The sequence below is a fragment of the Pseudomonas lalucatii genome (assembly GCF_018398425.1).
Lineage (GTDB): Bacteria > Pseudomonadota > Gammaproteobacteria > Pseudomonadales > Pseudomonadaceae > Aquipseudomonas > Aquipseudomonas lalucatii.
On the sequence record NZ_JADPMV010000001.1, the window covers coordinates 1,579,854 to 1,606,093 of the forward strand.

General features: G+C 70.0%; 25 protein-coding genes. 19 read left to right on the forward strand and 6 right to left on the reverse strand.

Annotated features, from left to right (window positions below):
* Window positions 1–28: 28 nt before the first annotated feature.
* Complete coding sequence (locus I0D00_RS07175; RefSeq protein WP_213639049.1) at window positions 29–637, forward strand: hypothetical protein; 609 nt, start codon at window positions 29–31, stop codon at window positions 635–637.
* A 25-nt stretch (window positions 638–662) separates the two neighbouring features.
* Here the strand turns inward: I0D00_RS07175 and I0D00_RS07180 are convergent, their stop codons facing one another.
* Window positions 663–1,616: a MerR family transcriptional regulator gene (locus I0D00_RS07180; RefSeq protein WP_213639050.1), complete on the reverse strand. Its 954-nt coding sequence runs from the start codon at window positions 1,614–1,616 to the stop codon at window positions 663–665.
* 456 nt (window positions 1,617–2,072) lie between these two features.
* Here I0D00_RS07180 and folM point away from each other — a divergent pair, with 456 nt between their 5' ends.
* The 5 genes from folM to I0D00_RS07205 all read left to right on the forward strand — a co-directional run bounded on the left by folM (window position 2,073) and on the right by I0D00_RS07205 (window position 4,475).
* Window positions 2,073–2,777 carry a dihydromonapterin reductase gene (folM, locus tag I0D00_RS07185; RefSeq protein ID WP_213640244.1) on the forward strand — a complete coding sequence of 235 codons (705 nt, stop codon included), beginning with the start codon at window positions 2,073–2,075 and terminating at the stop codon, window positions 2,775–2,777.
* A 21-nt stretch (window positions 2,778–2,798) separates the two neighbouring features.
* Window positions 2,799–3,359, forward strand: coding sequence for a GTP cyclohydrolase I FolE (gene folE, locus I0D00_RS07190; protein WP_213639051.1), 561 nt, complete (start codon window positions 2,799–2,801; stop codon window positions 3,357–3,359).
* A 2-nt stretch (window positions 3,360–3,361) separates the two neighbouring features.
* Window positions 3,362–3,733: a dihydroneopterin triphosphate 2'-epimerase gene (folX, locus tag I0D00_RS07195; protein ID WP_213639052.1), complete on the forward strand. Its 372-nt coding sequence runs from the start codon at window positions 3,362–3,364 to the stop codon at window positions 3,731–3,733.
* Between the two features lie 110 nt (window positions 3,734–3,843).
* Entirely contained in the window at window positions 3,844–4,137 is a 294-nt protein-coding gene (locus I0D00_RS07200) for a DUF1244 domain-containing protein (protein WP_213639053.1), read from the forward strand.
* Entirely contained in the window at window positions 4,134–4,475 is a 342-nt protein-coding gene (locus tag I0D00_RS07205) for a HopJ type III effector protein (protein ID WP_213639054.1), read from the forward strand. The genes I0D00_RS07200 and I0D00_RS07205 overlap by 4 nt, the downstream gene beginning before the upstream one ends.
* Before the next feature lie 80 nt (window positions 4,476–4,555).
* On the opposite strand, the gene trxB is transcribed toward I0D00_RS07205, so the two are convergent.
* Window positions 4,556–5,503, reverse strand: coding sequence for a thioredoxin-disulfide reductase (gene trxB / locus I0D00_RS07210; RefSeq protein ID WP_213639055.1), 948 nt, complete (start codon window positions 5,501–5,503; stop codon window positions 4,556–4,558).
* 249 nt (window positions 5,504–5,752) lie between these two features.
* On the opposite strand from trxB, the gene cysZ reads away from it, so the two are divergent.
* The 10 genes from cysZ to I0D00_RS07260 all read left to right on the forward strand — a co-directional run bounded on the left by cysZ (window position 5,753) and on the right by I0D00_RS07260 (window position 19,571).
* The gene (gene cysZ, locus I0D00_RS07215; protein ID WP_213639056.1) at window positions 5,753–6,502 is read left to right on the forward strand and encodes a sulfate transporter CysZ; all 750 of its coding nucleotides are present in this window, start codon (window positions 5,753–5,755) and stop codon (window positions 6,500–6,502) included.
* A gap of 465 nt (window positions 6,503–6,967) precedes the next feature.
* On the forward strand, window positions 6,968–7,897 hold the full coding sequence (locus tag I0D00_RS07220; RefSeq protein ID WP_213639057.1) for a malate dehydrogenase: 930 nt from the start codon (window positions 6,968–6,970) through the stop codon (window positions 7,895–7,897).
* Between the two features lie 215 nt (window positions 7,898–8,112).
* A complete protein-coding gene (locus I0D00_RS07225) occupies window positions 8,113–9,339 on the forward strand; it encodes a glycosyltransferase family 4 protein (protein ID WP_213639058.1) in 1,227 nt (408 codons plus the stop codon).
* 187 nt (window positions 9,340–9,526) lie between these two features.
* Complete coding sequence (locus tag I0D00_RS07230) at window positions 9,527–10,303, forward strand: HpcH/HpaI aldolase family protein (protein WP_213639059.1); 777 nt, start codon at window positions 9,527–9,529, stop codon at window positions 10,301–10,303.
* 11 nt (window positions 10,304–10,314) lie between these two features.
* Window positions 10,315–12,396 carry a TonB-dependent receptor family protein gene (locus I0D00_RS07235; protein WP_246533191.1) on the forward strand — a complete coding sequence of 694 codons (2,082 nt, stop codon included), beginning with the start codon at window positions 10,315–10,317 and terminating at the stop codon, window positions 12,394–12,396.
* A gap of 90 nt (window positions 12,397–12,486) precedes the next feature.
* The gene (locus tag I0D00_RS07240; protein ID WP_213639061.1) at window positions 12,487–13,710 is read left to right on the forward strand and encodes an ATP-grasp domain-containing protein; all 1,224 of its coding nucleotides are present in this window, start codon (window positions 12,487–12,489) and stop codon (window positions 13,708–13,710) included.
* Window positions 13,707–15,476, forward strand: a complete 1,770-nt coding sequence (locus I0D00_RS21660) for an IucA/IucC family protein (protein WP_213639062.1) — start codon at window positions 13,707–13,709, stop codon at window positions 15,474–15,476. The genes I0D00_RS07240 and I0D00_RS21660 overlap by 4 nt, the downstream gene beginning before the upstream one ends.
* Window positions 15,461–16,606, forward strand: a complete 1,146-nt coding sequence (locus I0D00_RS07250; RefSeq protein WP_213639063.1) for an MFS transporter — start codon at window positions 15,461–15,463, stop codon at window positions 16,604–16,606. Before I0D00_RS21660 ends, I0D00_RS07250 begins: the two co-directional genes overlap by 16 nt.
* Entirely contained in the window at window positions 16,603–18,387 is a 1,785-nt protein-coding gene (locus I0D00_RS07255; protein WP_213639064.1) for an IucA/IucC family protein, read from the forward strand. The genes I0D00_RS07250 and I0D00_RS07255 overlap by 4 nt, the downstream gene beginning before the upstream one ends.
* A complete protein-coding gene (locus I0D00_RS07260; protein WP_213639065.1) occupies window positions 18,384–19,571 on the forward strand; it encodes a type III PLP-dependent enzyme in 1,188 nt (395 codons plus the stop codon). The genes I0D00_RS07255 and I0D00_RS07260 overlap by 4 nt, the downstream gene beginning before the upstream one ends.
* 76 nt (window positions 19,572–19,647) lie before the next feature.
* Here the strand turns inward: I0D00_RS07260 and I0D00_RS07265 are convergent, their stop codons facing one another.
* The 4 genes from I0D00_RS07265 to I0D00_RS07280 all read right to left on the reverse strand — a co-directional run bounded on the left by I0D00_RS07265 (window position 19,648) and on the right by I0D00_RS07280 (window position 22,690).
* The gene (locus I0D00_RS07265) at window positions 19,648–20,757 is read right to left on the reverse strand and encodes an NADH:flavin oxidoreductase (RefSeq protein WP_213639066.1); all 1,110 of its coding nucleotides are present in this window, start codon (window positions 20,755–20,757) and stop codon (window positions 19,648–19,650) included.
* A gap of 56 nt (window positions 20,758–20,813) precedes the next feature.
* Window positions 20,814–21,407 carry a TetR/AcrR family transcriptional regulator gene (locus I0D00_RS07270; protein WP_476748429.1) on the reverse strand — a complete coding sequence of 198 codons (594 nt, stop codon included), beginning with the start codon at window positions 21,405–21,407 and terminating at the stop codon, window positions 20,814–20,816.
* Window positions 21,408–21,571: 164 nt separating this feature from the next.
* Entirely contained in the window at window positions 21,572–22,054 is a 483-nt protein-coding gene (locus I0D00_RS07275; RefSeq protein WP_213639068.1) for a glutathione peroxidase, read from the reverse strand.
* 150 nt (window positions 22,055–22,204) lie between these two features.
* The gene (locus I0D00_RS07280) at window positions 22,205–22,690 is read right to left on the reverse strand and encodes an FKBP-type peptidyl-prolyl cis-trans isomerase (protein WP_213639069.1); all 486 of its coding nucleotides are present in this window, start codon (window positions 22,688–22,690) and stop codon (window positions 22,205–22,207) included.
* On the opposite strand from I0D00_RS07280, the gene I0D00_RS07285 reads away from it, so the two are divergent.
* The 3 genes from I0D00_RS07285 (at window position 22,659) to I0D00_RS07295 (ending at window position 26,233) form a co-directional block, all read left to right on the forward strand.
* A complete protein-coding gene (locus I0D00_RS07285) occupies window positions 22,659–23,009 on the forward strand; it encodes a DUF3565 domain-containing protein (RefSeq protein ID WP_213639070.1) in 351 nt (116 codons plus the stop codon). The two genes, I0D00_RS07280 and I0D00_RS07285, sit on opposite strands and share 32 nt — an antisense overlap.
* Window positions 23,010–23,086: 77 nt before the next feature.
* Entirely contained in the window at window positions 23,087–25,147 is a 2,061-nt protein-coding gene (gene pta, locus I0D00_RS07290; RefSeq protein ID WP_213639071.1) for a phosphate acetyltransferase, read from the forward strand.
* Between the two features lie 180 nt (window positions 25,148–25,327).
* Window positions 25,328–26,233 carry an acyltransferase gene (locus tag I0D00_RS07295; protein ID WP_213639072.1) on the forward strand — a complete coding sequence of 302 codons (906 nt, stop codon included), beginning with the start codon at window positions 25,328–25,330 and terminating at the stop codon, window positions 26,231–26,233.
* Window positions 26,234–26,240: the final 7 nt, after the last annotated feature.

The window sequence follows — 26,240 nt, forward strand, 5'->3', positions numbered from 1 at the left end:
TTCTAGCCCCTTTGTGTAGTACTCCTCCATGCAAGACCAACCTCTGCTGACCAAGGCGGAAAGGGACTTCATCCAGCAACTGCAACTTCAACCGGCAGCGGCCAAGCGCAAAGCCACGCCCAACCTGCAGGTCGACGCCGGCGAGCAGCTGATGGCGTTACTGGCCAACTGCGCCGCCAGCCAGCCGCTGACCATCGAAGCGCACTTCGCCAACCAGCGCCTGACCTTCACCGTGCAGCTGAGCGAAAACGCCCACCACGAACAGCTCCTGGAGCTCGGCACCCCGCAGATCTTCGACGAGGGGCCGGCCAGCCGCGCCTGGCGCCTGCCCCTGGAGCCCGCCGTGGCGCTGCGCCATCGCAATGGCAAGGCCAGCGAGCTGTGGGTCCATGAACTGTCGATGAACGGCCTGCTGATCGACTACCGCGGCAAGCACGAGGCGCCCAGCCACTTCAACCTGCTCCTGCCGCTGACCGGGCAGAAGCCGATCGCCATCGCGGGGACGCGGGTGCGCCACACCGGCGACGGCCTGCTGGCCTACCGGCTCGAGGCCCTCGACCAGCGCGGCAACGATCGCCTGTTGCAGTTCATCTACGACCAGCACCGCACCCTCTTCCCGGACGCCCACCGCGCCTAGCGCCGGCGCGGGGGAGCGGCGGCCCTCAGGTGTCCAGGTGGCCGGCGAGGAACTGCCGCAAGCGCCGCTGCATCAGGCGTCCCTCGTTGCCCAGGCAGGCCACGGGCGTGCCGCGCAGGCTCTCCTCGGCCAGCTCCGCGCCCTCGCCGGCCAACAGCAGCGGGCAGTTCACCGCCAGGGCCAGGCGCGCCAGCAGGCGCGGCAGGTCGCCGCTCGGCGGCTGGTTGGAGAACAGCACCAGCGCCTGCGGCCGCAGCTTGTCGCAGACCAGGGCCAGCTCCTCCGGCGGCAGGCCTGGCCCCAGCACGCTCACGGCGCCGTCCGCACCGCTCAGCAGCAACCCGGCCACCAGCAACTCCAGTTCGCGGCAATGCCCGGGCAGGGCCGCCAGCAGCACCCGCTCGCGGGCCTGGGCACGCTGGTTCTGCAGGCGCTGCAGGACGCGGCCACGCAGGAAGCCGTCGAGGAACAGCCACTCGCTGGTCTGGCCGTACTCGTCCTGGCGGACCAGCAACTCCTGCCAGAGCGGCATCAGCACGTCCTGGAACACCACCGCCAGCGGATAGCTGGAGAACACCTGGCCATACAGGCGCTCGAGGCCGGGCTCGTCGAAGGCGGTTACCGCCCGGCGCACCTGGGCCTGCCAGTCCGCCCACTCGCCCGTGTCCGATTCCGGCTGCTCCGCCGCGCCGGCGGCCTTCGCCGCGCCGCTCTTGGCGAGGATCTTGCCGACCTTGCTGACGGCCACCCCGCGTTCGGTCCAAGCCAGGATGCTGCGCACCGCCTCGATATCGGCCTGCGAGTACAGGCGGTGGCCACTCTCGGTGCGGGTCGGCTGGATCAGGCCGTAGCGTCGCTCCCAGGCGCGCAAGGTCACCGGGTTGACGCCGGTCAGGCGCGCCACTTCACGGATGGGGAACAACTCTTCCTGCTTGAGGACACTGGAAGCGAGGGACGGGGCACCAGCGAAATCGGACATGGGGAGCTATCACGACGGTAAGGTTGCCCGCATTGTAACCCAGCTCCCGGCGGGCACCTTGGCCAAAATCTATACAGCGCTCCCACGGCCGCCAGGGGTCGTCCAGCTCGCCACGCGCCCCCGCTCGGCCCCGGCACCGCCCACATGCGGCGCCACCGCGGCACGGACGGCGGCCCGGGGCCGCCTGCACGACGAAAATCTATACAAAAACACTAATCTGCATAACTTAAGGACAGCAGCCCCACCCCCATCGCCATCCACAGAAAGCCATGCAACTCAGCCAGGCAGGCACTTGCCCGGGCCGGGCGGTGGATCGCCCAGGCGCACCCGGCTTGTACAAAGCGGCCCACTGCTATAACTTCGCCGCAGGCCCAGTCGATGCGGCGCCCCACTGGTCAGGTTCCCGGGCACTGCGTCGCTGGGCCGCCCCGTCATCAGCCCGAGCCGTCCATGAGCCTGAGCCCAGCCCCCATTCTGATCACCGGCGCCAGCCAGCGCATCGGCCTGTACTGCGCCGAGCGCCTGCTCGACGACGGGTACCCGGTGATCGTGAGCTTCCGCCGCGAACGCGAAGGGCTGCAGCGCCTGCGCGGGCGTGGCGCGCTGACCCTGCCGGCGGACTTCTCCGACGAGGCCGGCATCCTCGCCTTCATCGCGCAGCTCAAGCAGCACACCGACAGCCTGCGCGCCATCGTGCACAACGCCTCCGCCTGGCTGAGCGCGGCGCCGGGCCAGGAAGCGGCGGTGTTCCAGCAGCTGTTCAGCGTGCACATGCTGGCGCCCTACCTGATCAACCTGCACTGCGCCGAGCTGCTGCGCCGCTCGACGCCGGCCGACATCGTCCACATCGGCGACGACGTGACCCGCAAGGGCAGCGCCAAGCGCCCGGCCTACTGCGCCAGCAAGGCCGGGCTGGACAGCCTGACCCTGTCCTTCGCCGCGCAGTTCGCCCCGCAGATCAAGGTCAACGGCATCGCCCCGGCGCTGATCCAGTTCAACCCCGAGGACGACGCCGAATACCGCGCCAGGACCCTGGCCAAATCCGCCCTGGGCCTCGAGCCCGGGCCGCAGGTGATCTACCAGAGCCTGCGCTACCTGCTGGACAACCCCTACGTGACCGGCACCACCCTCACCGTCAACGGCGGCCGCCACCTCAAGTGAGGGCGCCGCGAGGATGCTTCGATGAACCGAGAATTGCCCGACCACTACCGCGAGATCCTCATCGGCGTCGGCGAGGACCCCGAGCGTGAAGGCCTGCAGGACACGCCCAAGCGCGCGGCCAAGGCCATGCAGTACCTCTGCCACGGCTACCAGACCAGCCTCGAGGAGGTGGTCAACGGCGCCCTGTTCGCCTCCGCCAACGACGAGATGGTGATGGTCAAGGACGTCGAGCTGTATTCGCTGTGCGAACACCACCTGCTGCCCTTCATCGGCAAGGCCCATGTCGCCTACATCCCCACCGGCAAGGTGCTCGGCCTGTCGAAGATCGCGCGCATCGTCGACATGTTCGCCCGCCGCCTGCAGATCCAGGAGAACCTCACCCGGCAGATCGCCGAGGCGGTGCAGCAGGTGACCAACGCCGCCGGCGTGGCGGTGGTGATCGAGGCCCAGCACATGTGCATGATGATGCGCGGGGTGGAGAAGCAGAACTCGCTGATGAGCACCTCGGTGATGCTCGGCGCCTTCCGCGAGTCGAGCAACACCCGCCAGGAATTCCTGCAACTGATCGGACGGAGCAAATAGCCATGCCGCGACTGGAACCCGGAATGGCGCGCATCAGGGTCAAGGACCTGCGCCTGCGCACCTATATCGGCATCAAGGAAGAGGAGATCAACAACAAGCAGGACGTGCTGATCAACCTGACCATCCTCTACCCGGCGGTGGACGCGGTGCAGGGCAACGACATCGACCACGCGCTGAACTACCGCACCATCACCAAGGCGATCATCCAGCACGTCGAGGGCAACCGCTTCGCCCTGCTCGAACGCCTGACCCAGGAGATCCTCGACCTGGTGATGGCACACCAGGCGGTGCGCTACGCCGAGGTGGAGGTCGACAAGCCCCACGCCCTGCGCTTCGCCGAGTCGGTGTCGATCACCCTGGCCGGGCATCGCTGAGGCCGCTGGCGGACCGCCCGGCGCGACACCGCGCCGGGCCATTGCCGGGCGGGCGGCGGACTCTTATCATCGGCGGCCTCCCTCTCCAGCCAGTCCCCGAGAGCATCGCCATGACCGAACAAGAACGCCTCGAACTCGAGGCTGCGGCCTTCCGCAGCCTGGTCCAACACCTGCGCAGCCGTCCGGACGTGCAGAACATCGACCTGATGAACCTGGCCGGCTTCTGCCGCAACTGCCTGTCCAAGTGGTACAAGGCCGCCGCCGACGACCTCGGCCTGCAGGTCAGCCCGGACCAGGCCCGCGAGGAGATCTACGGCATGCCCTATGCCGAATGGAAGGCCAAGTACCAGAAGGAAGCCAGCGCCGAGCAGCAGGCGGCGTTCGCCAAGGGCAAGCAGCCATGAGCGCGCTGACCGACTTCCGCGCCCGCCTGCGCAGCGAGCAGTTCGCCTTCGCCGAGACCCTGGCCTTTATCGAAGCGCACTACGACTACCAGCCGAGCGCCTTCCGCAACGGCGCGGTGGAGAATGCCGCCGGGCAGAACGAGGGCTCGTGCAAGACCCTGGGCCTGGCCCTGCTCGAAGGCCTGAGCCTGGAAGAAACCCTGCTGTGCTTCGGCGAGCACTACCGCAGCGTGCTGGCCACCCCGGACGGCAGCGACCACGGCAACATCCGCGCGCTGATGGACACCGGCCTGGCCGGCGTGCGCTTCGAGCGTGAGCCCCTCCAGCGCAAGGACTGAGCCCCCGGACCAGCTCCTCCGCGCAGAAAACGCGCAGAAAAAAGCCCCGCAGCATGCGGGGCTTTTTCGTCTCGTACGCCTTACTGGCCGTCGAGGTAGCGCTCGACGTCCAGGGCCGCCATGCAGCCGGCACCGGCCGAGGTGATCGCCTGGCGGTAGACGTGGTCGGCCACGTCGCCGGCGGCGAACACGCCGGGCAGGCTGGTCGCGGTGGCGTTGCCGTCACGGCCGCCATTGACCACCAGATAGCCGTCCTTCAGCGCCAGCTGGCCCTCGAACAGCGAGGTGTTGGGCGTGTGGCCGATGGCGACGAACAGGCCGTCGACCTTCAGCTCGGCGCTGCCGCCGTCGCGCTGCTTCAGGCGCACCCCGGTGACGCCCAGGTTGTCGCCCAGCACCTCGTCGACCTCGGCGTTGAGGCGCAGCTCGATCTTGCCCTCGGCGATGCGCGCGCGCAGCTTGTCCTGCAGGATCTTCTCGGCGCGGAAGGTTTCGCGGCGGTGCACCAGGGTCACCTTGCTGGCGATATTGGCCAGGTACAGCGCCTCCTCCACCGCGGTATTGCCGCCGCCGACCACCGCCACCTCGCGGTTGCGGTAGAAGAAGCCGTCGCAGGTGGCGCACGCCGAGACGCCCTTGCCCATGAAGGCCTCCTCGCTCGGCAGGCCCAGGTAGCGCGCGCTGGCGCCGGTGGCGATGATCAGTGCGTCGCAGCTGTAGGTGGCGCTGTCGCCGACCAGGGTGAAGGGCTTGCCGGCCAGGTCCACGGCATTGATGTGGTCGTAGACGATCTCGGTCTCGAAGCGCTCGGCATGCTCCTGCATGCGCTGCATCAGCGCCGGGCCGGTCAGGCCGTGGACGTCGCCCGGCCAGTTGTCGACCTCGGTGGTGGTGGTCAGCTGGCCACCGGCCTGCAGGCCGGTGATCAGCAGCGGCTTGAGGTTGGCCCGCGCGGCATACACCGCGGCGCTGTAACCGGCCGGACCGGAACCGAGGATGATCACCCGGGCGTGACGTGCTGCAGACATAGCGGACTCCTCCCGGCCAGGGGCCGGTGCGAATTAAAAGGGGCTAGCCAAGCACTTGGGGAAGGCTGGGTAAAGGCGCTAGCCCGGCAAAGGGAAACTGCGCGCAGGCTACCCAAGCCCGGCCGGCCGGGGAAATGCACTTTGCCAATCCAGGGGATAGAGATCGGCAATGGCGGTGCGCTGCCGTGGCTTTCCCCTGCCCGGCAAAGCCGGTAAGGTCGGCGCGACTTTCACCTGGCGGAGATTCCCATGCCTGCTCCCGTGCTAACCGGTCCGCAGTACCTCGGCGAAGGCCTGAAGCTGGTGCTCAGCCCCGGCCTGCGACTGTTCGTGCTGCTGCCCCTGACCATCAACCTGCTGCTGTTCGCCGCCCTGGTCGGCTTCGCCGTGCAGCAGTTCGGCGGCTGGGTCGACACCTTCATGCCCAGCCTGCCGGACTGGCTGAGCTTCCTCGAATACCTGCTCTGGCCGCTGTTCGTGGTGCTGGTGCTGCTGATGGTGTTCTTCAGCTTCACCATGCTGGCCAACGTGATCGCCGCGCCCTTCAACGGTTTCCTCGCCGAGAAGGTCGAGGTGGTGGTGCGCGGCGAAGACCCCTTCCCCGCCTTCAGCTGGGGCGAACTGCTGGCCATGGTGCCGCGCACCCTCGGCCGCGAGGCGCGCAAGCTGGCCTATTTCCTGCCGCGGGCCATCGGCCTGCTGATCCTCACCTTCATCCCGGTGCTCAACCTGGTGGCCGCGCCGCTGTGGCTGCTGTTCGGCGTGTGGATGATGGCCATCCAATATATCGACTACCCCGCGGACAACAACAAGATGAGCTGGCAGGACATGCTCGCCTGGCTGCGCGAGAAGCGCTGGCAGAGCCTGGGCTTCGGCGGCATCACCTACGCGGCGCTGCTGGTGCCGGGGCTGAACATCCTGATGATGCCGGCGGCGGTGGCCGGCGCCACGCTGTTCTGGGTGCGCGAACGCGGCGAGCGGGCGGTCACTCGGTCGTAACGCCAGCACCGTACCCCTATGCCCAGGCCTTGGGGATGAGCCCACACTGGGTAGACGCAAAGGCACCAGCGTTGCTTATGAAGTGATCCGCACCTGGCACTTGAGATTCTTCACCCAACCTTGGCCCAGAGCGGCCGGTGGCGACAGACAGCGACCGGCCAGGAACGGACTGATCACTCCAGCTCTGACAGAACTCGAGGCATCTCAACGTCGGCTGCCCTATCGAAATCCCGTAGCGCCACTACAACAGCGATCAATCCCTGATCGACTTGGAGCGGTCCGCTAAGGCCGCACGACTCGGCCTATGGGGGTATCGGAGGCTGAAGTAATGCCCCCCATGGGATTGGCAAAAAGCAGGTAGAACAACTACAGGCCACCTTCGGGTGGCCTTTCTGCATTAACGGGTAATACTTTTCTGTATAGGTGGGCGTGATGCCGGTGGCGCGCGCTGCAGGGAGGTGTGAGGTGAACAAGCTATCAATTGTGGGTGTCGGGATGGTGGGTGAGGCCGCGGCCCAGATCATCGCCCGGGAAGAGTTCTGTCGTGAGTTGATGTTGCTTGATGTGCAGGGTGAGTTGGCACAGGGCAAGGCGCTGGACGTCTGGCAGGCGGCAGTTGAGTCGGGTTCCGATACCCGGGTTTACGGCGGGTCCAATGCCGAACTGCTGCAGGATTCTGACCTGGTGGTGATTACGGCGGGAGTGCCCCGCAAGCCAGGTCAGTCGCGCCAGGACGTCTTGAGTATCAATCTGCCAATTCTCGATGGCATCATGCTGGACATTAAGCGTCATGCGCCGGCGGCGACGGTGTTGGTGGTGTCGAACCCAGTCGACGTGCTGACCTATCGGGCTTGGTCTCTCAGCGGGCTGGGACGCGGCAAGGTGTTCGGCCAGGCGGGGGTGCTGGATACGGCGCGCATGAAGTGTTTCATTGCCGAGGAGACAGGGTTTTCTGCTCGGGATATCACGGCGCTGGTGCTGGGCGGACATGGCGATAGCATGGTGCCGCTGATGCGCTACTGTGCGGTCGGTTCGGTGCCGCTGTCTCACTTCCTGTCCAGTCAGCAGATAGAGCGGATTGTGGAGCGCACACGCCAGGGCGGCGGCGAGATTCTGGGACTGAAGAAGCTGGGGAGCGCCTGCGATGCGCCGGGCGTGGCAATTGCTCAGATGGTGGATGCTATCGCCAATGGGCGAAACCGCATTTTGCCGGCGGTCGCGATTCTCGAAGGCGAGTACGGGCGAACAGATATCGCCATGGGTGTCCCCTGTGTGCTGGCAGAGGAGGGGATTGCGCGGGTGCTCGAGTTGCCTCTGGATGCGCAGGAGCAGGCGATGTTCGACCGCTCGGCAGATCAGGTGGTGCGTGATATCGCTGAAATGAAGGCTATGTGAGCGGGAGTAGATGAGGGGTTTTGGGCACAAGGGGATCGTGTCCCGGGAAGTGCTGTGACTGAGGTCTAGCCGAAGCGCCCAGAGGCTCACTGCGCATCGCTAACGCAGCTGTCCTGCAGAATCAAAGGCGGGCCGGCCGGACAGGTTCCGCCTGGCTGCGCGAGCACGACGAAGGCGCTGTCACACTAGCGCAACGCTAGCGTCATATTCGCTACATGGCGACAGTCGAGACTGCGGTCATGAGCGCATCCCCCCTGTATATCGCCCTGATCAGCGAAACCTTCCCGCCGGAAATCAACGGCGTGGCCAATACCCTCGGCCGCCTGGCCGACGGCCTGCGCGCCCGCGGCCACTGCCTGCAGCTGGTGCGCCCGCGGCAGGCCGGCGACCAGGGCCAGAAGAGCAGCGAGCAGCTGCTGCTGACCCGCGGCTGGCCGCTGCCCGGCTACCCCGGCCTGCAGTGGGGCCAGCCGGCCCTGCGCAAGCTGCTGCGCCACTGGCGGCAACGCCGGCCCGACGTGCTCTACATCGCCACCGAGGGCCCCCTGGGCCTGTCCGCCCTGCGCGCCGCCCGGCGCCTGGGGATTGCGGTGGTCAGCGGCTTCCACACCAACTTCCAGCAATACACCGGCCACTACGGCATCGGCCTGCTGGCCCGCGCCATGACCGCCTACCTGCGCTGGTTCCACAACCGCTCGCGCCTGACCCTGGTGCCCAGCGCCAGCCAGCAGCTCGAGCTGCAGCGGCGCGGCTTCGAACGCCTGGTGCTGCTGGCCCGCGGCGTCGACGGCCAGCTGTTCCACCCGGCCAAGCGCTCGACCGAGCTGCGCCGCAGCTGGGGCCTGGCCGAGGAGGATATCGCCGTGCTGCACGTCGGCCGCCTGGCCGCGGAGAAGAACCTCGGCCTGCTGGTGCAGGGCTTTCGCGCCCTGCAGGCGGCCCAGCCGCAGCGGCGCCTGAAACTGATCCTGGTGGGCGACGGTCCGCAGCGCGCCAGCCTCCAGCAGCAGCTGCCGGAGGCCCGGTTCTGCGGCCTGCAGCGCGGCGAGGCGCTGGCCGCCCACTACGCCTCGGGCGACCTGTTCCTCTTTCCCAGCCTCTCGGAAACCTTCGGCAACGTGGTGCTCGAGGCCCTGGCGTCCGGCCTCGGCGTGGTCGCCTTCGACCAGGCCGCGGCAGCGCAACATATCCGCCACGGGCATAACGGCGCGCTGGCCACCGCCAAGGACTCCCAGGGGTTCATCGAGGCGGCGCAGTGGCTGCTGGACGATCCGGAGAGCCTGCGCCGGGTGCGCCTGAACGCCCGCCAGCATGCCGCCCGCGAGGGCTGGGCCGGCATTGTCGAGCTGTTCGAACGTCAGCTGCGCGGCGCCCTCGACCCGGGCTGCGGGCCGGCCCGCGCAAGCCCGGCCCCCTGGCCGGGCGTCGAAGAACGTCACTAGTTCGTTCGACGCCCGGCCAGGCGCCACACCTCCCCTCCCTCCCGCGGGTCGGCCTCGACCCGCGCCTCGCTTGCGCCGCGGCGGGGCGCCGTTTCGGTCGCCCGGCGAAAATGAGAACCGAAGCATTTACAGCAGCAAACGATAAACATTACCATTAAGCAATTGATCGCAATAATGGAACGGCGCCATGCTTCGCCCCTCTACCGTCTTCGCCCAGCTGGAACGCGGCGAAACGGTCTACGGCCTGCTCAACTCACTGGCCTCGCCGCTGCTCTGCGAGATGATCGGCCACGCCGGCTACGACTTCGTGATCCTCGACCTGGAGCACCTGCTGCGCGACGGCGATGAGCTGATGCACTGCCTGCGCGCCTGCGAGGCCGCCGGCCTGGCGCCCTGGGTGCGGGTGCCGGAGGTCGACGACAAGCTGATCGGCCGCCTGCTCGACGCCGGCGCCGAGGCCATAGTGCTGCCGCGCGTGGAGAGCGCCGCCGAGGTGGCCCGCGCCGTGGCCGCCGCGCAGTTCCCGCCGCAGGGCCGGCGCGGCATCAGCGGCGGGCGCAACACCGGCTTCGGCGCCCTGGCCCTGGGCGACTACATCGCCCTGAGCAACCGCCAGCCGCGCATCGTGCCGATGATCGAAAGCGCCGCCGGCCTGGCGGCGCTGCCGCAGATCCTCGCCGTGCCGGGGCTGGCCATGGTGCTCGAGGGCGCCCTGGACCTGGCCCTGGACCTGGGCGTCGGCCCCGCGCCGCTGCACCCGCAGGTCTGGCAGGCCCTGCAGCGAATGGCCACGGCCTGCGCCACCGCCGGCATCCCCTTCTGCGCCAACCCGCGCAGCCCCGAGCAACACGCGCACTGGCGCGCCCTGGGCCTGCGCAGCTTTCTCGCCGGCGAAGACCGCGGCCTGCTGCACCAGGCCCTGAAGGCCCGCCTGCAGACCCTCAACCCCACTCCTATAACCTGATGAAGTCCGCCATGACCCCCAACCGTTTGCTTTCCCTGCCCCTCAGCCTGCTGAGCCTGGCCATCGCCCACCCCGTCCTCGCCGAACAGCGCGCGGAGCAAGCCACCCTCGCCCCCATGGTGATCAAGGGCGACGTGCTGGGCAGCGCCAGCGACGAGGAAGTGCGCACCTACCCGGGCAGCCGCAGCGTCGTCGACGCCGAAGAGCTGAGCAAGGCCAGCGTGCGCGGCCTCGACGACGCCCTGCAGCGCGTCCCCGGCATCAAGGTGTTCGACGAGACCGGCACCGGCGCCCTGCCGCAGATCGCCGTGCGCGGCCTCTACGAGAGCCGCAGCGGCCGTGTCCAGGTGCTCTCCGACGGCATCCCGCTGGCCCTGGCGCCCTACGGCCAGACCAGCCTGTCGCTGTTCCCGCAGACCCTGGCCACGGTCGAGCGCATCGACATCGTGCGCGGCGGTGCCGCCGTGCAGTACGGACCGAACAACGTCGGCGGGGTGATCAACTTCATCAGCCGGCCCATCCCCCGCCAGTGGGAAACCACCCTGCAGGAGAAGGCCACCTTCGCCCCGGGCGGGCGCAGCCTGTGGGACAGCTACCTCGGCACCGGCGGCTACCTCACCGACAACTTCGGCCTGCAGCTGGACCTCAACACCATCACCGGCGAATACGGCCGCGAGCACTCCGACAGCGAGGTGCAGAACTATCGCCTGCGCGGCCAGTGGGACATCGATGACAGCCGCAGCCTGAGCTTCGGCGTGCAGCGCTACAAGGCCGACCTGGACCTGGCCGGCGCCCTCAGCGTGGCCGACTACAAGGACGACCCGCGCCAGTCGACCCGCGACCTGGACCGTTTCGAGGGCGACAGCGACCGCGTCTGGGGCACCTACAGCCAGTACCTGGGCGCCATGGGCCCGTTCGACGCGGTGGAGTTCAGCTGGACCAACTTCGCCCAGCACAGCTACCGCAACTTCCTCATCGGCCTGCCCTTCACCCCCGACGCCACGCCGACCACCTTCCAGGACGCGCCGCGGGACTTCCGCGTCTGGGGCAGCGAGCCGCGCCTGAGCCTGAGCCTGGACGGCGACAGCGTCAGCCAGACCTGGCTGCTCGGCGCGCGGCTGGTCAAGGAGGACGTCGACTTCGAGGTCAACCGGCAGAACCTCGGCACCGGCGCCCACAGCGTGATCCGCGACTGGACCTTCGACGACGAGGCCAAGGCCGCCTATGTCAGCAACGAGATCAAGCTGCTCGACGGCCGCCTGACCCTGACCCCCGGCGTGCGCTACGAGCACGCGCGCATGGAGTACGCCGACGGCGTCAGCGGCGTGGAGCGCCAGAGCATCGCCGAGGAATGGCTGCCGGGCCTGAGCCTGGGCTACCAGCTCGACGACGCCTGGTTCCTCTACGCCAACGCGCAGAAGTCGCTGCGCGTGCCGCAGATCACCTCGATCGTCAAGGACGGCGACGTCGCCGCCGAGCTGGCCTGGAACTACGAGACGGGCGTGCGCTACACCCCCTGGCAGGGCCTGCGCGTCGACCTCGGCCTGTACCGCATCGATTTCGAGGATCAGATCGAATACAACCGCAGCAACGACCGCTTCGAGAACCTCGGCAGCACCCGCCACCAGGGCCTCGAGAGCGAGGTGTTCTGGACCCCGGCGGCGCTGCCGAACCTCGACCTGCACGCCGGCTACGCCTACCTCGACAGCGAGCAGCGCGCCGGTGCCTTCGCCGGCAACGAGGTGCCCTTCGCCTCCCGCCACCAGATCACCCTGGACGGCCGCTACCGCTTCGCCGAGGTCTGGACCTACAGCCTGGACGGCCTGTATGTCAGCGGCGCCTATACCGATGCGGCCAACAGCCGCGACGAGAACGCCAACGCCTCGGTCGGCCGCCTGCCGGCCTACTGGCTGTGGAACACCGCCATCGAGCGCGAGTTCAAGCTCGACGACGGCAGCCTGCTGACCACCTCCGCCGGGGTCAGCAACCTGTTCGACCGCCAGTACTACTTCCGCGGCATCGACACCAGCCCCTGGGGCCGCCAGCCGGCACCCGGCCGCACCCTGACCCTCGGCGTCAACTACCGCTTCTGATCCGCGCCCCCGCGCCCAACCCCCTGCCCCTCCTTCCCGGTCGCGCCCCGCGCCCCGGGGCGGGAGGCGGCTGCCCGAAGGAGACTCCCCATGCACGGTCGCATCGCCTCGCAACAGCCCATCGTCATCCTCAGCCACGTGCTGCACCCGGCCGTCGTCGAGGGCTTCCTGCCCGCGGCGCGCCAGCGTGGCCGGCCGGTGCTGCTGATCAGCGACCATGCCCAGGAGCACCGCCGCCGCCTCGCCGAGCTGGAGGTGCCGGCGGACGGCCTGCAGGTGCTGGAGTGCGACGTGTTCAACCCCCTGGCGGTGGTGGAGCTGCTCGACGCCCAGGGCCTGCGCCCGGCGGCGGTGTTCAGCAACAGCGACCACCTGCAGACCGCTGCCGCCCTGGTCGCCGAACTGTTCGGCTGCCCCGGCAAGGACTGGCGCCTGTGCTACGCGGCGAAGAACAAGGCCGCCATGCGCGAGCGCCTGCAGCGCCTGGGCCTGCCCGGGCCCTGGTTCCAGGTGCTGACGCCCGGCGCCGAACTGCCGAGCGATGCGCCCTACCCGCTGGTGGCCAAGCCTCGCGAAGGCGTCGCCAGCCTGGATGTGCGCCTGTGCCGCGACGCCGTCGAGCTGGCCGACTACTGCGCGCAGTTCTGGCGCCAACAGCCCCGCCGCGCCCTGCTGCTGGAGGCCTACCTCGAGGGCCCGCTGTTCACCCTGGAGACCCTCGGCGACGGTCACAACCTGCGGGCCGTCGGCGGCTTCGATGTCGAACTGTCGCCGGCGCCGCACTTCATCGAGCAGGCGGCGCGCTGGAACGGTGCGCTGAGCCAGGCCCAGCGGGCCGCGGCGCTGGCCCAGGTGGCGGCCTTCGGCATCAATTTCGGCGTCTGCCACAGCGAGTTCATCCTCACCGCCGCGGGGCCGGTGCTGGTGGAGATCAACTACCGCAGCATCGGCGACGGCCGCGAGTTCCTCCTCGACCGCCTGCTGCCCGGTGGCTGGTTCGCCCCCATCCTCGCCCTGCACCTGGGCGAGCCCTTGGCCACCGCCGACGCCGACGCCGGCGACGCCTGCGCCCTGGTGCACTACCTGATCGCCGCGCGGGACGGCCAGCTGCGCCAGGCGCCGGCCAGCTTCGAGCAGCAGCGCCCCGGCCACTGGTGCGACTACCGCGCCCTGCGCCAGGTCGGCGACGCCATCCGCCTGAGCCACTCGAACAAGGACTACCTCGGCGTGCTGCGGCTGATCGCCCCGGATGCCGCCAGCCTCGACGCCCAGCTGGCGACGATCCTCGCCGACCTGCGCTGGGAGCAGGCATGAACGCCGCCCGCGACGCGGCCGTGATCGGCCAGCGCATCATCGACTGCTGCCTGCGCGAGGACCTGCGCGGCCTGCTCAGCCGTGGCCGGGTGCAGCCCCTGCCCCGGGCCCTGGCCAGCCACTGGCCGCAACCGGCCGACGGTCACTGGCTGCACATCGCCCACCTCGGCGCCGGCGAGCTGTGGCTGCCGGTGCGCCGCGGCGCGCCGCTGCAGGCCTGGAGCGCCTGTGGCGACGCCTGGTTGTGGCGGCAGGCCGGACGGGTCGAGCCGGAACAGGGCTACCGGCGCTGGCTGGAGCACCTGGGCCAGGGCCTGGACGCCGACAGCCTGGCGCTGTTCGCCGCCTACCGGGACGAGGCCGACTGCGCGGCGCAGCACCGCAGCCTGTGCCGGGCCGCCCAGCGCCGGCACGGGCCGGCGCTGGCCCGGGTGCTCGAGGAGCCCGACTGGGGCCGGCGCCTGCTCGGTATCGACCGCCTGGCCAGCTACCTCGACCACCCCTTCTACCCCACCGCCCGGGCCAAGAGCGGCTTCGACGCCGCGGCGCTGGCGGCCTACGCCCCGGAGTTCGGCCCGCGCTTTCGCCTCAACTGGCTGGCCGTGCCCCGCGCCGAGCTGCACCTGAGCAGCCCGCCGCCGGCGCTCTGGCCGCGCTTCGCCGAAGTCGGCCTGGACCCGGACCTGGCCGCCAGTCATGCCCTGCTGCCGGTGCACCCGCTGACCTGGGCGCAGCTGCAGCGGCACGGCCTGCCGGCCGGCGCGCACCAGGCGCCCTCGAGCGCCCTGGAGGTGGAGCCGACCCTCTCGGTGCGCACCCTGATGTGCGTCGCCCAGCCCGAGCTGCACATCAAGCTGCCGCTGCTGGTCAGCACCCTGGGCGCGCGCAACCTGCGCCTGATCAAGCCCAGCACCCTGTACGACGGCCACTGGTTCCAGACCTGCCTGCAGGCGCTGGCCGGGCGCGACGCCGCGCTGGGCGCGCGCTACCTGCACGTCGACGAGCAGCACGGCGGCCACGCCGCCGAGCAGCGCCACCTGGCCTACCTGGTGCGCCGCTACCCGGCCGGGCTGGAGGACTGCACCCTGGTGCCGGTGGCGGCCCTGGCCAGTCCCCAGGCCGACGGCCGGCTGTTCGTCGCGCAGCTGGTCGAGCGCTTCCATGGCGGCGACCTGCAGCGCTGGTGGCAGGACTACCTGGAGCTGCTGCTGCAGGTGCACCTGCGTCTGTGGCTGGGCTACGGCATCGCCCTGGAGGCCAACCAGCAGAACGCCGTGCTGATCTTCCAGGCCGGCCGCCCGCTGCGCCTGCTGATGAAGGACAACGACGCCGCCCGCCTGTGGCCGGCACGCTTCGCCGCGGCCTGCCCGGACCTGGCGCAGTGCCCGGACGCCCTGCGCGACGAGCGCATCCGCGTCGACGGCTGGCGCGCCCTGGCCGAGATGTTCTGCACCATCACCCTGCAGCTGAACATAGTCGCGCCCCTGGAAGCCATCGCCGACGCCGGCCTGGCCCCGCGCGCGGCGCTGTACGCCGAACTGCGCGCACGCCTGCACGCCTGCCTCGCGCAGCTCGAAGACGAGGGTCTGGATACCGCGGAGGCACGGTGCTTCCTGCTCGACAGCCCGCAGCTGCCGGTGAAGTACCTGCTGAGCGCCGGCAGCCTGCTGAGCAAGGCGCAATCCGGCGCCGCCGACATCAACAAGTTCTACGGCTACAGCGCGGCGAACTTCCTCCTGGAGGACGGCCCATGCAGCGCCGACTGATCGCCAGCGTGCTGCTCGGCCACTACCTGTCGGCCTTCACCGCCCTGGGCATCCCCCTGTACCTGCCGCGCATCCTCGCCGACCTGGCGCCGGACGCGCCGCTGTGGAGCATCGGCGTGCTGTTCGTCCTGCCGACCCTGTGCACCGCCCTGGCGGCGCCGCTCTGGGGCCGCCTGGCGGATCGCCACGGCTGCCGCCTGTCGCTGCTGCGCGCGCACCTCGGCCTGTGCGCCGGCTTCCTGCTGGCCGGCTTCAGCCCCAACTTGGCGCTGTTCGTTCTGGCGCTGGTGATCCAGGGCACCTTCGGCGGCGCCATGGCGGCGTCCAACGCCTACCTGGCCACCCAGCTGGACAAGGACGGCCTGGCGCGGGCGCTGAACTGGACCCAGTACTCGGCACGCCTGGCGATGATCAGCGGGCCGATCCTGCTCGGCCTGCTCACCGCCCAGGGCCTGGGCCTGGAGCTGTACCGCTGGCTGGCGCCACTGCCGTTGCTGGCCTTCGCCCTGGTCCTGCCGCTGCCGGCCGACCGGCCGCGGCGGCCGGCGCGTGCCGCGGGGAGCGCCACGACGAATATCCGGCTGCCCGGAGACCTGCAGCGCCTGCTCGCCGTGCAGTTCCTGTTCAGCTTCGCCATGGTGGTGACCTTCCCCTACTTCGTGCCCTACGGCGAGGGGCTGGGCATCGCCAACGACGCCCTGCTCGGCCTGCTCTACAGCCTGCCCCACGGCGTCTACCTGCTGGCCCTGCCCTGGGCCCAGCGGCGGGCGGCCAACCCCCTGGGCGTCGGCCTGGCGCTGCTGGCCCTGGGCAACGCCCTGCAGTTCGCCATCGTCCAGCCCGAACCGCTGCTGGCCCTGCGCCTGCTCAGCGGCGCCGGCATGCTGCTGGCCTTCGTCGGCCTGCACCGCTGCCTCAGCCAGCGCAGCCGCCAGGGCGGCGCCGGCCGCCTGTTCGGCTGGTACGACGCCAGCGGCAAGTGGGCCGGCACCGTCGCCGGCGTCAGCGCCGGGCTGCTCAGCCAGGGCTACGGCATCGCCTCACCCTTCCTCGTCGCCTGTGTCGCCGCCTGCGCGGCCCTGCTGTTGGCGCGCCCCCTAGTCGCCTGTCCACGGGAGCTACCCGCATGAACCTTGCCCCCTCCACCGATTCGCTGCGCGACCTCGCCCTGGACGGCGAGGCGCAACGCCACGCCATCGAGTGCCTGCTCAACTGCTACCTGCGCGAATACGCCCTGCCCCGCGGCGAGGCCGACCTGGACTGCCGCGACCTCGACCTGCCCATGAGCCTGCGCCAGCTCGCCGCCCGCCGCATCCTCATCCGCCTGCCCGAGGGCGGGCGCCTGGCCCTGCTGGTCGAGCGCGCCAGCGCCCTGGGCCGCTGCCGCTTCCTCAGCGCCCCCTACCTCAAGCGTCCCGGCCAGCTCTGGCAGGCCCTCGGCGCCGCGGAACTGGCCCGGCTGCTGCTCGCGCCGCTGAACGGCCCCGAGCGCCACGGCGAGCTGCTCGCGCAGATCGACAACAGCCTGCAGATCACCGGCACCTTCCTGCGCCATGCCCGCGCCGCCAACCAGCAGGCGGGCGACGGCCCCGAGCCCGCGGACAGCCTGCTGGCCTCGGAACAGCACCAGGTCTGGGGCCACGCCCTGCACCCAACGCCCAAGAGCCGCGAAGGCGTCGCCCTCGACGCCCTGCTGGCCTGCTCGCCGGAGGTGGGCGCCTGCTTCGCCCTGCACTGGTTCCGCGTCGACCCGGCGCTGATCCGCCACCAGGGCGCCGACCCGCGAGCGACCCTGCGCCAGCTCGGCGGCCACGACGATCGCTACCCCTGCCACCCCTGGGAGGTGGCGCGTATCCTCGCCGACCCGCTGGTGAAACAGGCGCAGGCGCTGGGACTGATGGAGCACCTCGGGCCCCAGGGCCTGACGCTCTACCCGACGTCCTCGGTGCGCACCCTCTACCACCCCGACCTGGCGTACTTCCTCAAGTTCTCGGTGCACGTGCGCCTGACCAACTGCGTGCGCAAGAACGCCTGGTACGAACTGGACAGCGCGGTGGCCCTGACCGAGTTGCTGACCCCGCTGATGGACGAACTGGCCCGGGAGCAGCCCGGCTTCGCGCTGATGCCCGAGCCGGCTGCCAGCACCCTCGACCTCGGTGCCCTGGGCAGCCTGGAACAGGCCCGGGAAGTCACCGAGTGCTTCGGCATCCTCTACCGGCAGAACCTCGATGCCGACTGCCGCCGGCGCTACCGGCCGCAGGTGGCCATGGCCCTGTTCACCTGGGACCGGCACGGCCAGAGCGTGGCCCAGGCCGCGGTCGAGCGCAGCGCCGGCCGGCTCGGCGTCGGCTACGCCGAGGCCGCCCTGCGCTGGTTCGCCGGCTATGCCGAGCAGTTGCTCGGCGGCGTGCTGCATTGCCTGTTCCGCCGCGGCGTGGTGCTGGAGCCGCACCTGCAGAACACCCTGCTCGGCTTCGACGCCGACGACCTGCCCTGCCGGGTATGGATCCGCGACCTGGAGGGCACCAAGCTGGTGCCCGAGCACTGGCCGGCGGCGCGCCTCGCACACCTCGCCGAGCGCACCCGCGCCTCGCTCTACTACGACGCCGACAAGGCCTGGAAGCGGGTGGTTTACTGCACCCTGGTGAACAACCTGGGCGAGGCGATCTTCCACCTCGCCGCCGGCGACGAGACGCTGGAGCGACGCCTGTGGCGTCAGCTCGGCGAGCGGCTCGACGCGCAGCGCCTGCGCCTCGACGATCCGCCGGCCCTGGCCGAGCTGTGCGCCGGTGCGCCCTGGCCGAGCAAGGAGAACTTCATGACCCGCCTGCTGATGCGCGCCGACCGCGAGGCCGGCTACACCCCCCTGCCCAGTCCCCTGGCCGGTCCGGCCACGCAGGTGCGCCCATGAACCTGCCTGACGCCATCGTCCGGGCCATCGACGGGCTGCGCGCCGAGCGCACGCAGCCCCTGTGCGCCTACCTCTACGACCTCGCCGCGCTGGCCGAGCATGTGCGCACCATGCGCGCGGCGCTGCCGGCCAGCTGCGAGCTGTTCTACGCCGCCAAGGCCAACCCGGAGGCGGCGATCCTGCGCACCCTGGCACCGCTGGTGGACGGTTTCGAGGCGGCCAGCGGCGGCGAGCTGCGCTGGCTGCACGGGCTGCACCCCGAGCTGCCGCTGATCTTCGGCGGCCCCGGCAAGCTCGACGGCGAGCTGGCCGCCGCGCTGGACTGCGGCGTCGCGGCGATCCACGTGGAGAGTCTCGGCGAACTGCGCCGCCTGGCCGTCATCGCCGCCGCCCGGGGGCGCCGCGCCCCGGTGCTGCTGCGCCTGAACCTGAAACTGGCCGAAGCCCCGGACAGCCGCCTGGTGATGGGCGGCAAGCCGACCCCCTTCGGCCTCGACGAAGAGGCGCTGGACGAGGCCCTGGCGCTGCTGCGCGGGGAGCCCTGGCTGGAGCTGCAGGGCCTGCACTTCCACCTGCTGTCGCACCAGCTGGACGTGGCCGCGCACCTGCAGCTGATGCGCGCCTACCTGGGCTGCTTCCGCCGCCTGTGCGCCGAACACCGTCTCGAGCTGCCGCTGCTCAATGTCGGCGGCGGCATGGGCATCGACTACCGCGACCCGGGCAACTCCTTCGACTGGCCGGCGTTCTGCCAGGGCCTCGCGGCGCTGCTCGACGAGCAGCGCCTGGGCGACACCCGCCTGCGCTTCGAGATCGGCCGCTTCATCAGTGCCGCCTGCGGCTACTACCTGATGGAGGTGCTGGACATCAAACGCAACCACGGCCAGTACTTCGCCATCGGCCGCGGCGGCACCCACCACTTCCGCACCCCGGCGGCCCAGGGCCACGACCACCCCTTCGCGGTGGTGCGCGGCGCGCGCCCGGCCGAGCTGCGCGAGCAGGCGGTGACCCTGGTCGGCCAGCTGTGCACGCCCAAGGACGTGCTGGCCCGCCAGCAACCGGTGGCCGAGCTGGCGGTGGGCGACCTGCTGGTGTTCCCCCTGGCCGGCGCCTACGCCTGGAACATCTCGCACCGCGACTTCCTGATGCACGAGCCGCCGCAGATGCTGTTCCTCCCCGCCGGCTGAAACCCAGACGAAAAAAAGCCCCGACAGGTCGGGGCTCGAGGAGCGCGGCGCCGGGTCGCGCCGCAGCAAAGCTGGATCAGACCAGGCTCATCAGCGCCTGGCGGCTGAACGGCAGGATGTCGCCCTCGCGGCCTTCGCGCACCTTCAGCGCCCAGTCCGGGTCGACCAGCAGGGCACGGCCGACGGCCACCAGGTCGAACTCCTGCTTGTGCAGGCGCTCCAGCAGGCCCTCCAGCTTGGCCGGCTGGGCCACCTTGTCGGTGTTGACCATGAACTGCAGGAACTCGCCGTCCAGGCCGACGCTGCCCACGGTGATGGTCGGCTTGCCGGTCAGCTGGCGCGTCCAGCCGGCCAGGTTGAGGTCGGAGCCGTCGAACTCCGGCTCCCAGAAGCGCCGGGTCGAGCAGTGGAAGATGTCCACGCCGGCCGCGCTGAGCGGCTCGAGGAAGGCCGCCAGGGCCTCGGGCGTCTCCACCAGGCGGGCGCTGTAGTCCTGCTGCTTCCACTGCGAGAAGCGGAAGATGATCGGGAAATCCGGGCCGACCGCGGCGCGCACCGCCTGGATCAGCTCGATGGCGAAGCGCGAGCGCCCGGCCAGGTCGCCGCCGTACTCGTCGCTGCGCTGGTTGCTGCCGGCCCAGAAGAACTGGTCGATCAGGTAGCCGTGGGCGCCATGGATCTCCACCCCGTCCATGCCGATGCGCTGGGCGTCCGCGGCGGCCTGGGCGAAGGCGGTGATCACCTCCTGGATGTCGTCCCTGCTCATGCCATGGACGATGACCTTGCCGTCCTTGAGCTTCTCGCTCGGGCCGTAACCCGGCACCTCGGCATCCGGCTCGGTGCCGAGCTTGCGCACGTTGCCCACGTGCCACAGCTGCGGGGCGATCTTGCCGCCCTCGGCATGCACCGCCTCGACCACCTGCTGCCAGCCGGCCAGGGCATCCTCGCCGTAGAAGCGCGGCACGTTGGGGTAGCCGTTGGACGCCTTGTGGCCGACCGTGGTGCCCTCGGTGACGATCAGGCCGACGCCGGCGGCGGCGCGGCGGCGGTAGTACTCGATGACCTTGGCGTTGGGCACCCCGCCCGGGGAGAAGGAGCGCGTCATCGGCGCCATCACCACGCGGCTCGGCAGCTCCAGGGCGCCGAGGCTGAAGGGTTGGAACAAAGCTTGTACCGGGGCGTTCATGGTTGCTCCTCTGTGCCGGCCAGGCGACCGGTCGTCTCGTTCGTAGGGGGAAGAATTCAGGCCGCGAGCAGCCGCTCGAGGCGCTGCAGGAAGTCGTCCAGCACGCGGGTGTCGCTGGCCACCTTGAGGCGGGTCAACGCGCCCTGCCAGGCGTTGGCGATGAACGCGGCCAGGTTGCGGCAATCCTCGTCCGCCGCCAGCTCGCCGGCGGCCTGGGCCTGCTCCAGGCAGGCCTGGAGGATGTCCGCCGAGCGTTGCAGGATGGCGTCCACCGCCGCGCCGATGGCCGGCGACAGCTCGGCCATCTCGAAGCTCAGGCTGCCGATGAAGCAGTGGTACTCGAGCTTCTCCTGGCGGGCGAATCGCTGCACCAGCTCGGCGTAGTAGCCGAGGATGCGCTGGCGCGGACTCAGCGCGGGGTTGCCCAGGGCCAGGGCGTAGCGTTCCAGGCGCGGCTGGTAGACCTGCGCCAGGGCCTGCAGGGCGAAGTCTTCCTTGCTGGCGAAGTAGTGGTAGAAGGAGCCCTTGGGCACCCCGGCGGCCAGGACGATCTCCTGCACGCCGGCGCCGTGATAACCGCGGCGGGTCATCACCTCGGCGCCCTTGGCGAGGATCAGGTCACGCTTGTCGAGTCGGATGGATGTGCTCATGGCGGCGAGCATATGACCGGTCGTCTCGCCCGCCCAGCACTATTGATGGCGGTGATTGGCGACGACAGGCAGACGGCCCGTGACCGCCGGGAGGGGGAGCCGACGGGCGCCTGGCACACGCCGGCATCGGCGCACCGGACCGCGCCGATGCCGGTGGCCATGGCTCAGCTCAGGGCATTCTCGATGGCCTGGATCAGCGCCGGGTCGTCCGGGGCGGTCCGCGGCGAGAAGCGCGCCAGTACCCGGCCGTCCTGGCCGACCAGGAATTTCTCGAAGTTCCAGGTGATGTCGCCGGGGAACTCGGCGCCCTCGCCGGCCAGCAGGCGATACAGCGGATGGCGCTCGGGGCCGTTGACCTGCAGCTTGCTGCCCAGGGGAAAGGTCACCCCGTAGTTGAGGCTGCAGAACTCACGAATGGCCGCCTCGTTGTCCGGCTCCTGCTCGGCGAACTGGTTGCACGGCAGGCCCAGCACGCTGAAGCCGCGGGCCCGGTATTGCTGGTGGAGCTTCTCCAGGCCGGCATACTGCGGTGTCAGACCGCACTTGGAGGCGACGTTGACCACCAGTACCACCTGCCCCTTGAAAGGAGCCAGCGGCAGGTCCTCGCCATCCAGAGCACGCAGATTGAGGTCGTGAAAGGCACTCATGACTAACTCCTTGAAACTGCTGCGGAAAAGGTACCCCGGACAGAAAAGGCGCCGTTGTCGGGCGCCTTTTCGTTGTACTCAGCGTAGCAGCCACCGCCGCGGTCGGGACGCGCAAGAGTCATCCGACGACGGCGGCGAGCGATGCCTGGATCAGTGGTGGTGACCACCCTCGCCGTGGATGTGACCGTGGGCCACTTCCTCTTCGCTGGCGTCACGCACATCGACCACCTTGACCTGGAAGTTCAGGCGCTGGCCGGCCAGCGGGTGGTTGCCGTCGACGATCACGTCGTCGCCGTCCAGCTCGCGGATGGTGACGATCTGCATGCTGCCGTCCGGGCCGGAGGCGTGGAACTGCATGCCGACTTCCAGCACGTCGACGCCTTCGAACATCGAGCGGTTGAGGGTCGCGACCAGCTCGGCGCTGTACTCGCCGTAGGCGTCTTCCGGCTCGACGGCCACGGTCAGCTCGTCACCGGCCTGCTTGCCCAGCAGGGCCTTTTCCAGGCCGCCGATGATGTTGCCTGCGCCATGGAGGTAAACCAGCGGCGCGCCGCCAGCGGAACTATCGATCACCTCACCGGCATCGTTGGTCAGGGTATAGTCGATGGAGACGGCCTTGTTGGCGGCGATCAGCATGGGGCGAGACCTTTTGCATATGAAGAATGAACGAACGAGTGTAACCAAGGCCACGCCCGAAAGCGACCCGAGCCCGGCCCCTCGCCAGACGGGCGGCGCCGTGCGCCTGCTGGATTTGCGCCAGGACGAGGACGGTCATTGGGTCGCCGTGCTGTCCTGCGGTCACACCCAGCACCTGCGCCACCAGCCGCCGTGGCAGAATCGCGCCTGGGTGCTCGACCCCGCCCAGCGCGACGCCCGCCGCGGCCAGCGGTTTCGCTGCGGCTGGTGCCTGAACGGCGCTCGACCGGCCCCGCCCCCTGCGGACGAAACGCGCTAGCCCCGGACCCGCCTCGACCCCGCAGGCGAATCACAGCGGCCAACGACGCCAATCGCCCCCCTTGCCAGGAACCCTCCATGCATTGCTTCTTCATCGCGCCGACCGGTTTCGGCGTCGGCCTGACCTCCACCAGCCTCGGCCTGGTCGGCGCCCTGGAACGCGCCGGGCTCAGGGTCGGCTTCTTCAAGCCCGTCGCCCAGCCGCACCCGGACGACACCGGCCCGGAGCGCTCCAGCGCCCTGATCGCCCGCACCCACGGCCTGCACTCGCCCGCGCCCCTGGCGCTGAGCCGGGTGGAACAGATGCTCGGCGACGGCCGGCTGGACGAGCTGCTGGAGGACCTCCTCGAGCGCTATCGGCAGGCCGCCGCGGACAAGGACGTGGTGATAGTCGAGGCCATGGTGCCGACCCGCCACACCAGCTACGCGGCGCGGGTCAACTTCCACCTGGCCAAGAGCCTGGATGCCGAGGTGATCCTGGTCGCCGCCCCGGAGCAGGAGGGCCTGGGCGAGCTGTGCGACCGCCTGGAGATCCAGGCGCAGCAGTTCGGCGGCACCCAGGACCCCAAGGTGCTCGGAGTGATCCTCAACAAGGTGCGCAGCGAGGACGGCATCGCGGCCTACGCCCGGCGCCTGCAGGAGTGCTCGGCGCTGTTCAGGGGCGAGCACTTCCGCCTGCTCGGCTGCGTCCCCTGGCAGGACGAGCTGAATGCCCCGCGCAGCCGCGACATCGCCGAACTGCTCGGCGCGCGGCTGCTCAATGCCGGCGACTACGAACAGCGCCGCGTGCTGCAGATCGTGCTCTGCGCCCGCGCCGTGGCCAATACGGTGCAGCTGCTCAAGCCCGGGACCCTGGTGGTGACGCCGGGCGACCGCGACGACATCATCCTCGCCGCCAGCCTGGCGGCGATGAACGGCGTGCCGCTGGCCGGGCTGCTGCTGTGCAGCGACTTCAATCCCGACCCGCGGATCATGCAGCTGTGCCGCGGCGCGCTGGCCAGCGGCCTGCCGGTGATGACCGTGAGCAGCGGCTCCTACGACACCGCCACCCACCTGAACCGGCTGAACAAGGAGATTCCCCTGGACGACCGCGAACGCGCCGAGAAGGTCGCCGAGTTCGTCGCCGGTCACGTCGATCACGACTGGCTGCGCGGCCGCTGCGGCGGCACGCAGGCGCTGCACCTGTCCCCCGCGGCGTTTCGCTACCAGCTGCTGCAGCGGGCCATGGCGGCGAACCGGCGCATCGTCCTGCCCGAAGGCAGCGAGCCGCGCACCGTGCAGGCCGCCGCCCTCTGCCAGGCCCGCGGCATCGCCCGCTGCGTGCTGCTGGGCAAGCCCGAGGAGGTCCGGGCCGTGGCCCAGGCGCAGGGCATCGAGCTGCCGCCCGGGCTGGAGATTCTCGACCCGGACCTGGTCCGGGCGCGCTATGTCGCGCCCATGGTCGAGCTGCGCCAGGGCAAGGGCCTCAACGCGCCGATGGCCACCGCGCAGCTGGAGGACAACGTGGTACTGGGCACCATGATGCTGGCGCTGGGCGAGGTCGACGGCCTGGTCGCCGGTGCCATCCACACCACCGCCAACACCATCCGCCCGGCCCTGCAGCTGATCAAGACCGCGGCGGACTACAGCCTGGTGTCCTCGGTGTATTTCCTGCTGCTGCCGGACCAGGTGCTGGTGTATGGCGACTGCGCGGTCAACCCGCAGCCGAACGCCGAGCAGCTGGCGCAAATCGCCCTGCAGAGCGCCGACTCGGCCAGGGCCCTGGGCATCGTCCCACGACTGGCGATGCTCAGCTGCACCAGTGCCGACAGCGCCAAGGTCGCCGAGGCGACCCGCCTGGCCCGGCTGCGCCGGCCGGACCTGGCGCTCGACGGCCCGCTGCCCTACGACGCCGCCGGCGGCCGGCTGCAGACGCCGGACCGGCCGCCGGCAGAGCGTGCCACCGTGCTGGTGTTCCCCGACCTGGACAGCGGCAACAGCGCCTACCGGGCGCTGCAACGCGACACCCACTGCGTCGGCGTGGGGCCGATGCTGCAGGGGCTGCGCAAGCCGGTGAACGACCTGCCGCGCGGCGCCCAGGTCGATGACATCCTCTATACCGTCGCCCTGACGGCCATCCAGGCCGCCGACCTGCCATAGGCCGCGGCCTCGCTGGCAGAAACAGCGGCAACTGGTGGCGATTTGTGCTGATCGCCAGGGTTCGCCGGGCTTGCAGTTCGGTCGGCAGCGGTTAACCTGTGCGCCGACCGACCCGCGGAGGACAACCGCGGGCATCCGACGACCGGGGCCTGTCCCCCTTGGCCGAGGCACATGCCCCCCATGTTGCATTTCCTGCCCGCCGCCCTGCGCGGCCTGCTCGGTGCCAGCCTGCTGGCGCTCAACACCCTGTTCTGGTGCTGGCCCCTGTTCGCCGTGACCCTGCTGAAGATCTGCCTGCCGTTCGCCGCCGCGCAGCGCCTGGGCAATCGGCTGATGAACTTCATCCACGAGGCCTGGATCAGCTGCAACAAGGCCTGGATGAATCTGCTGGGGCAGACGCGCTGGCGAGTCGAGGGCCTGCCGGATCTGGATTACCAGCACTCCTATCTGGTCACCAGCAATCACCAGAGCTGGGTCGACATCCTGGCCCTGCAGTACCTGCTCAACCGGCGCATCCGTCCGCTGAAGTTCTTTCTCAAGCAGGAGCTGATCTGGGTGCCGGTGATCGGCCTGTGCTGGTGGGCCCTGGGCTTCCCCTTCATGAAGCGCTACTCCAAGGCCTACCTGGCCAGGCACCCGGAGAAGAAGGGCAAGGACCTGGAGACCACCCGGCGCACCTGCGCGAAGTTCCGCGACAACCCGGTGAGCATCTTCAACTTCCTCGAGGGCACGCGCTTCACCCCGGCCAAACATAGCGCCCAGGCCTCGCCGTTCCGCCACCTGCTCAAGCCCAAGGCCGGCGGTATCGCCTTCGTGCTCGATGCCATGGGCGAGCAGCTGCACGCCATCGTCAACGTCACCATCCATTACCCCCAGGGCAACCCGAGCTTCTGGACCCTGCTCAGCGGCGAGCTGGGGGACGTGGTGGTGAACCTGCGCCGGCTGCCGATCGACCCCGCCTTCATCGGCCGCAACTACGATCAGGACGATGACTACCGCCTGGCGTTCCAGCAATGGGTCAACCAGCTGTGGCTGGCCAAGGACGCCGAACTGGCCGAGCTGCACCGCCGCGACCCCGCCCGCTGACCCCGCG

Coding starts and splice junctions, on each gene's coding strand:
- I0D00_RS07175 (WP_213639049.1), top strand. CDS start 29: ATGCAAGACCAACCTCTGCTGACCAAGGCGGAAAGGGACTTCATCCAG.
- I0D00_RS07180 (WP_213639050.1), bottom strand. CDS start 1,616: ATGTCCGATTTCGCTGGTGCCCCGTCCCTCGCTTCCAGTGTCCTCAAG.
- folE (WP_213639051.1), top strand. CDS start 2,799: ATGAACCGAGAATTGCCCGACCACTACCGCGAGATCCTCATCGGCGTC.
- folX (WP_213639052.1), top strand. CDS start 3,362: ATGCCGCGACTGGAACCCGGAATGGCGCGCATCAGGGTCAAGGACCTG.
- I0D00_RS07200 (WP_213639053.1), top strand. CDS start 3,844: ATGACCGAACAAGAACGCCTCGAACTCGAGGCTGCGGCCTTCCGCAGC.
- I0D00_RS07205 (WP_213639054.1), top strand. CDS start 4,134: ATGAGCGCGCTGACCGACTTCCGCGCCCGCCTGCGCAGCGAGCAGTTC.
- trxB (WP_213639055.1), bottom strand. CDS start 5,503: ATGTCTGCAGCACGTCACGCCCGGGTGATCATCCTCGGTTCCGGTCCG.
- cysZ (WP_213639056.1), top strand. CDS start 5,753: ATGCCTGCTCCCGTGCTAACCGGTCCGCAGTACCTCGGCGAAGGCCTG.
- I0D00_RS07225 (WP_213639058.1), top strand. CDS start 8,113: ATGGCGACAGTCGAGACTGCGGTCATGAGCGCATCCCCCCTGTATATC.
- I0D00_RS07230 (WP_213639059.1), top strand. CDS start 9,527: ATGCTTCGCCCCTCTACCGTCTTCGCCCAGCTGGAACGCGGCGAAACG.
- I0D00_RS07235 (WP_246533191.1), top strand. CDS start 10,315: ATGACCCCCAACCGTTTGCTTTCCCTGCCCCTCAGCCTGCTGAGCCTG.
- I0D00_RS07240 (WP_213639061.1), top strand. CDS start 12,487: ATGCACGGTCGCATCGCCTCGCAACAGCCCATCGTCATCCTCAGCCAC.
- I0D00_RS21660 (WP_213639062.1), top strand. CDS start 13,707: ATGAACGCCGCCCGCGACGCGGCCGTGATCGGCCAGCGCATCATCGAC.
- I0D00_RS07250 (WP_213639063.1), top strand. CDS start 15,461: ATGCAGCGCCGACTGATCGCCAGCGTGCTGCTCGGCCACTACCTGTCG.
- I0D00_RS07255 (WP_213639064.1), top strand. CDS start 16,603: ATGAACCTTGCCCCCTCCACCGATTCGCTGCGCGACCTCGCCCTGGAC.
- I0D00_RS07260 (WP_213639065.1), top strand. CDS start 18,384: ATGAACCTGCCTGACGCCATCGTCCGGGCCATCGACGGGCTGCGCGCC.
- I0D00_RS07265 (WP_213639066.1), bottom strand. CDS start 20,757: ATGAACGCCCCGGTACAAGCTTTGTTCCAACCCTTCAGCCTCGGCGCC.
- I0D00_RS07270 (WP_476748429.1), bottom strand. CDS start 21,407: ATGAGCACATCCATCCGACTCGACAAGCGTGACCTGATCCTCGCCAAG.
- I0D00_RS07275 (WP_213639068.1), bottom strand. CDS start 22,054: ATGAGTGCCTTTCACGACCTCAATCTGCGTGCTCTGGATGGCGAGGAC.
- I0D00_RS07285 (WP_213639070.1), top strand. CDS start 22,659: ATGGAGACGGCCTTGTTGGCGGCGATCAGCATGGGGCGAGACCTTTTG.
- I0D00_RS07280 (WP_213639069.1), bottom strand. CDS start 22,690: ATGCTGATCGCCGCCAACAAGGCCGTCTCCATCGACTATACCCTGACC.
- pta (WP_213639071.1), top strand. CDS start 23,087: ATGCATTGCTTCTTCATCGCGCCGACCGGTTTCGGCGTCGGCCTGACC.
- I0D00_RS07295 (WP_213639072.1), top strand. CDS start 25,328: ATGTTGCATTTCCTGCCCGCCGCCCTGCGCGGCCTGCTCGGTGCCAGC.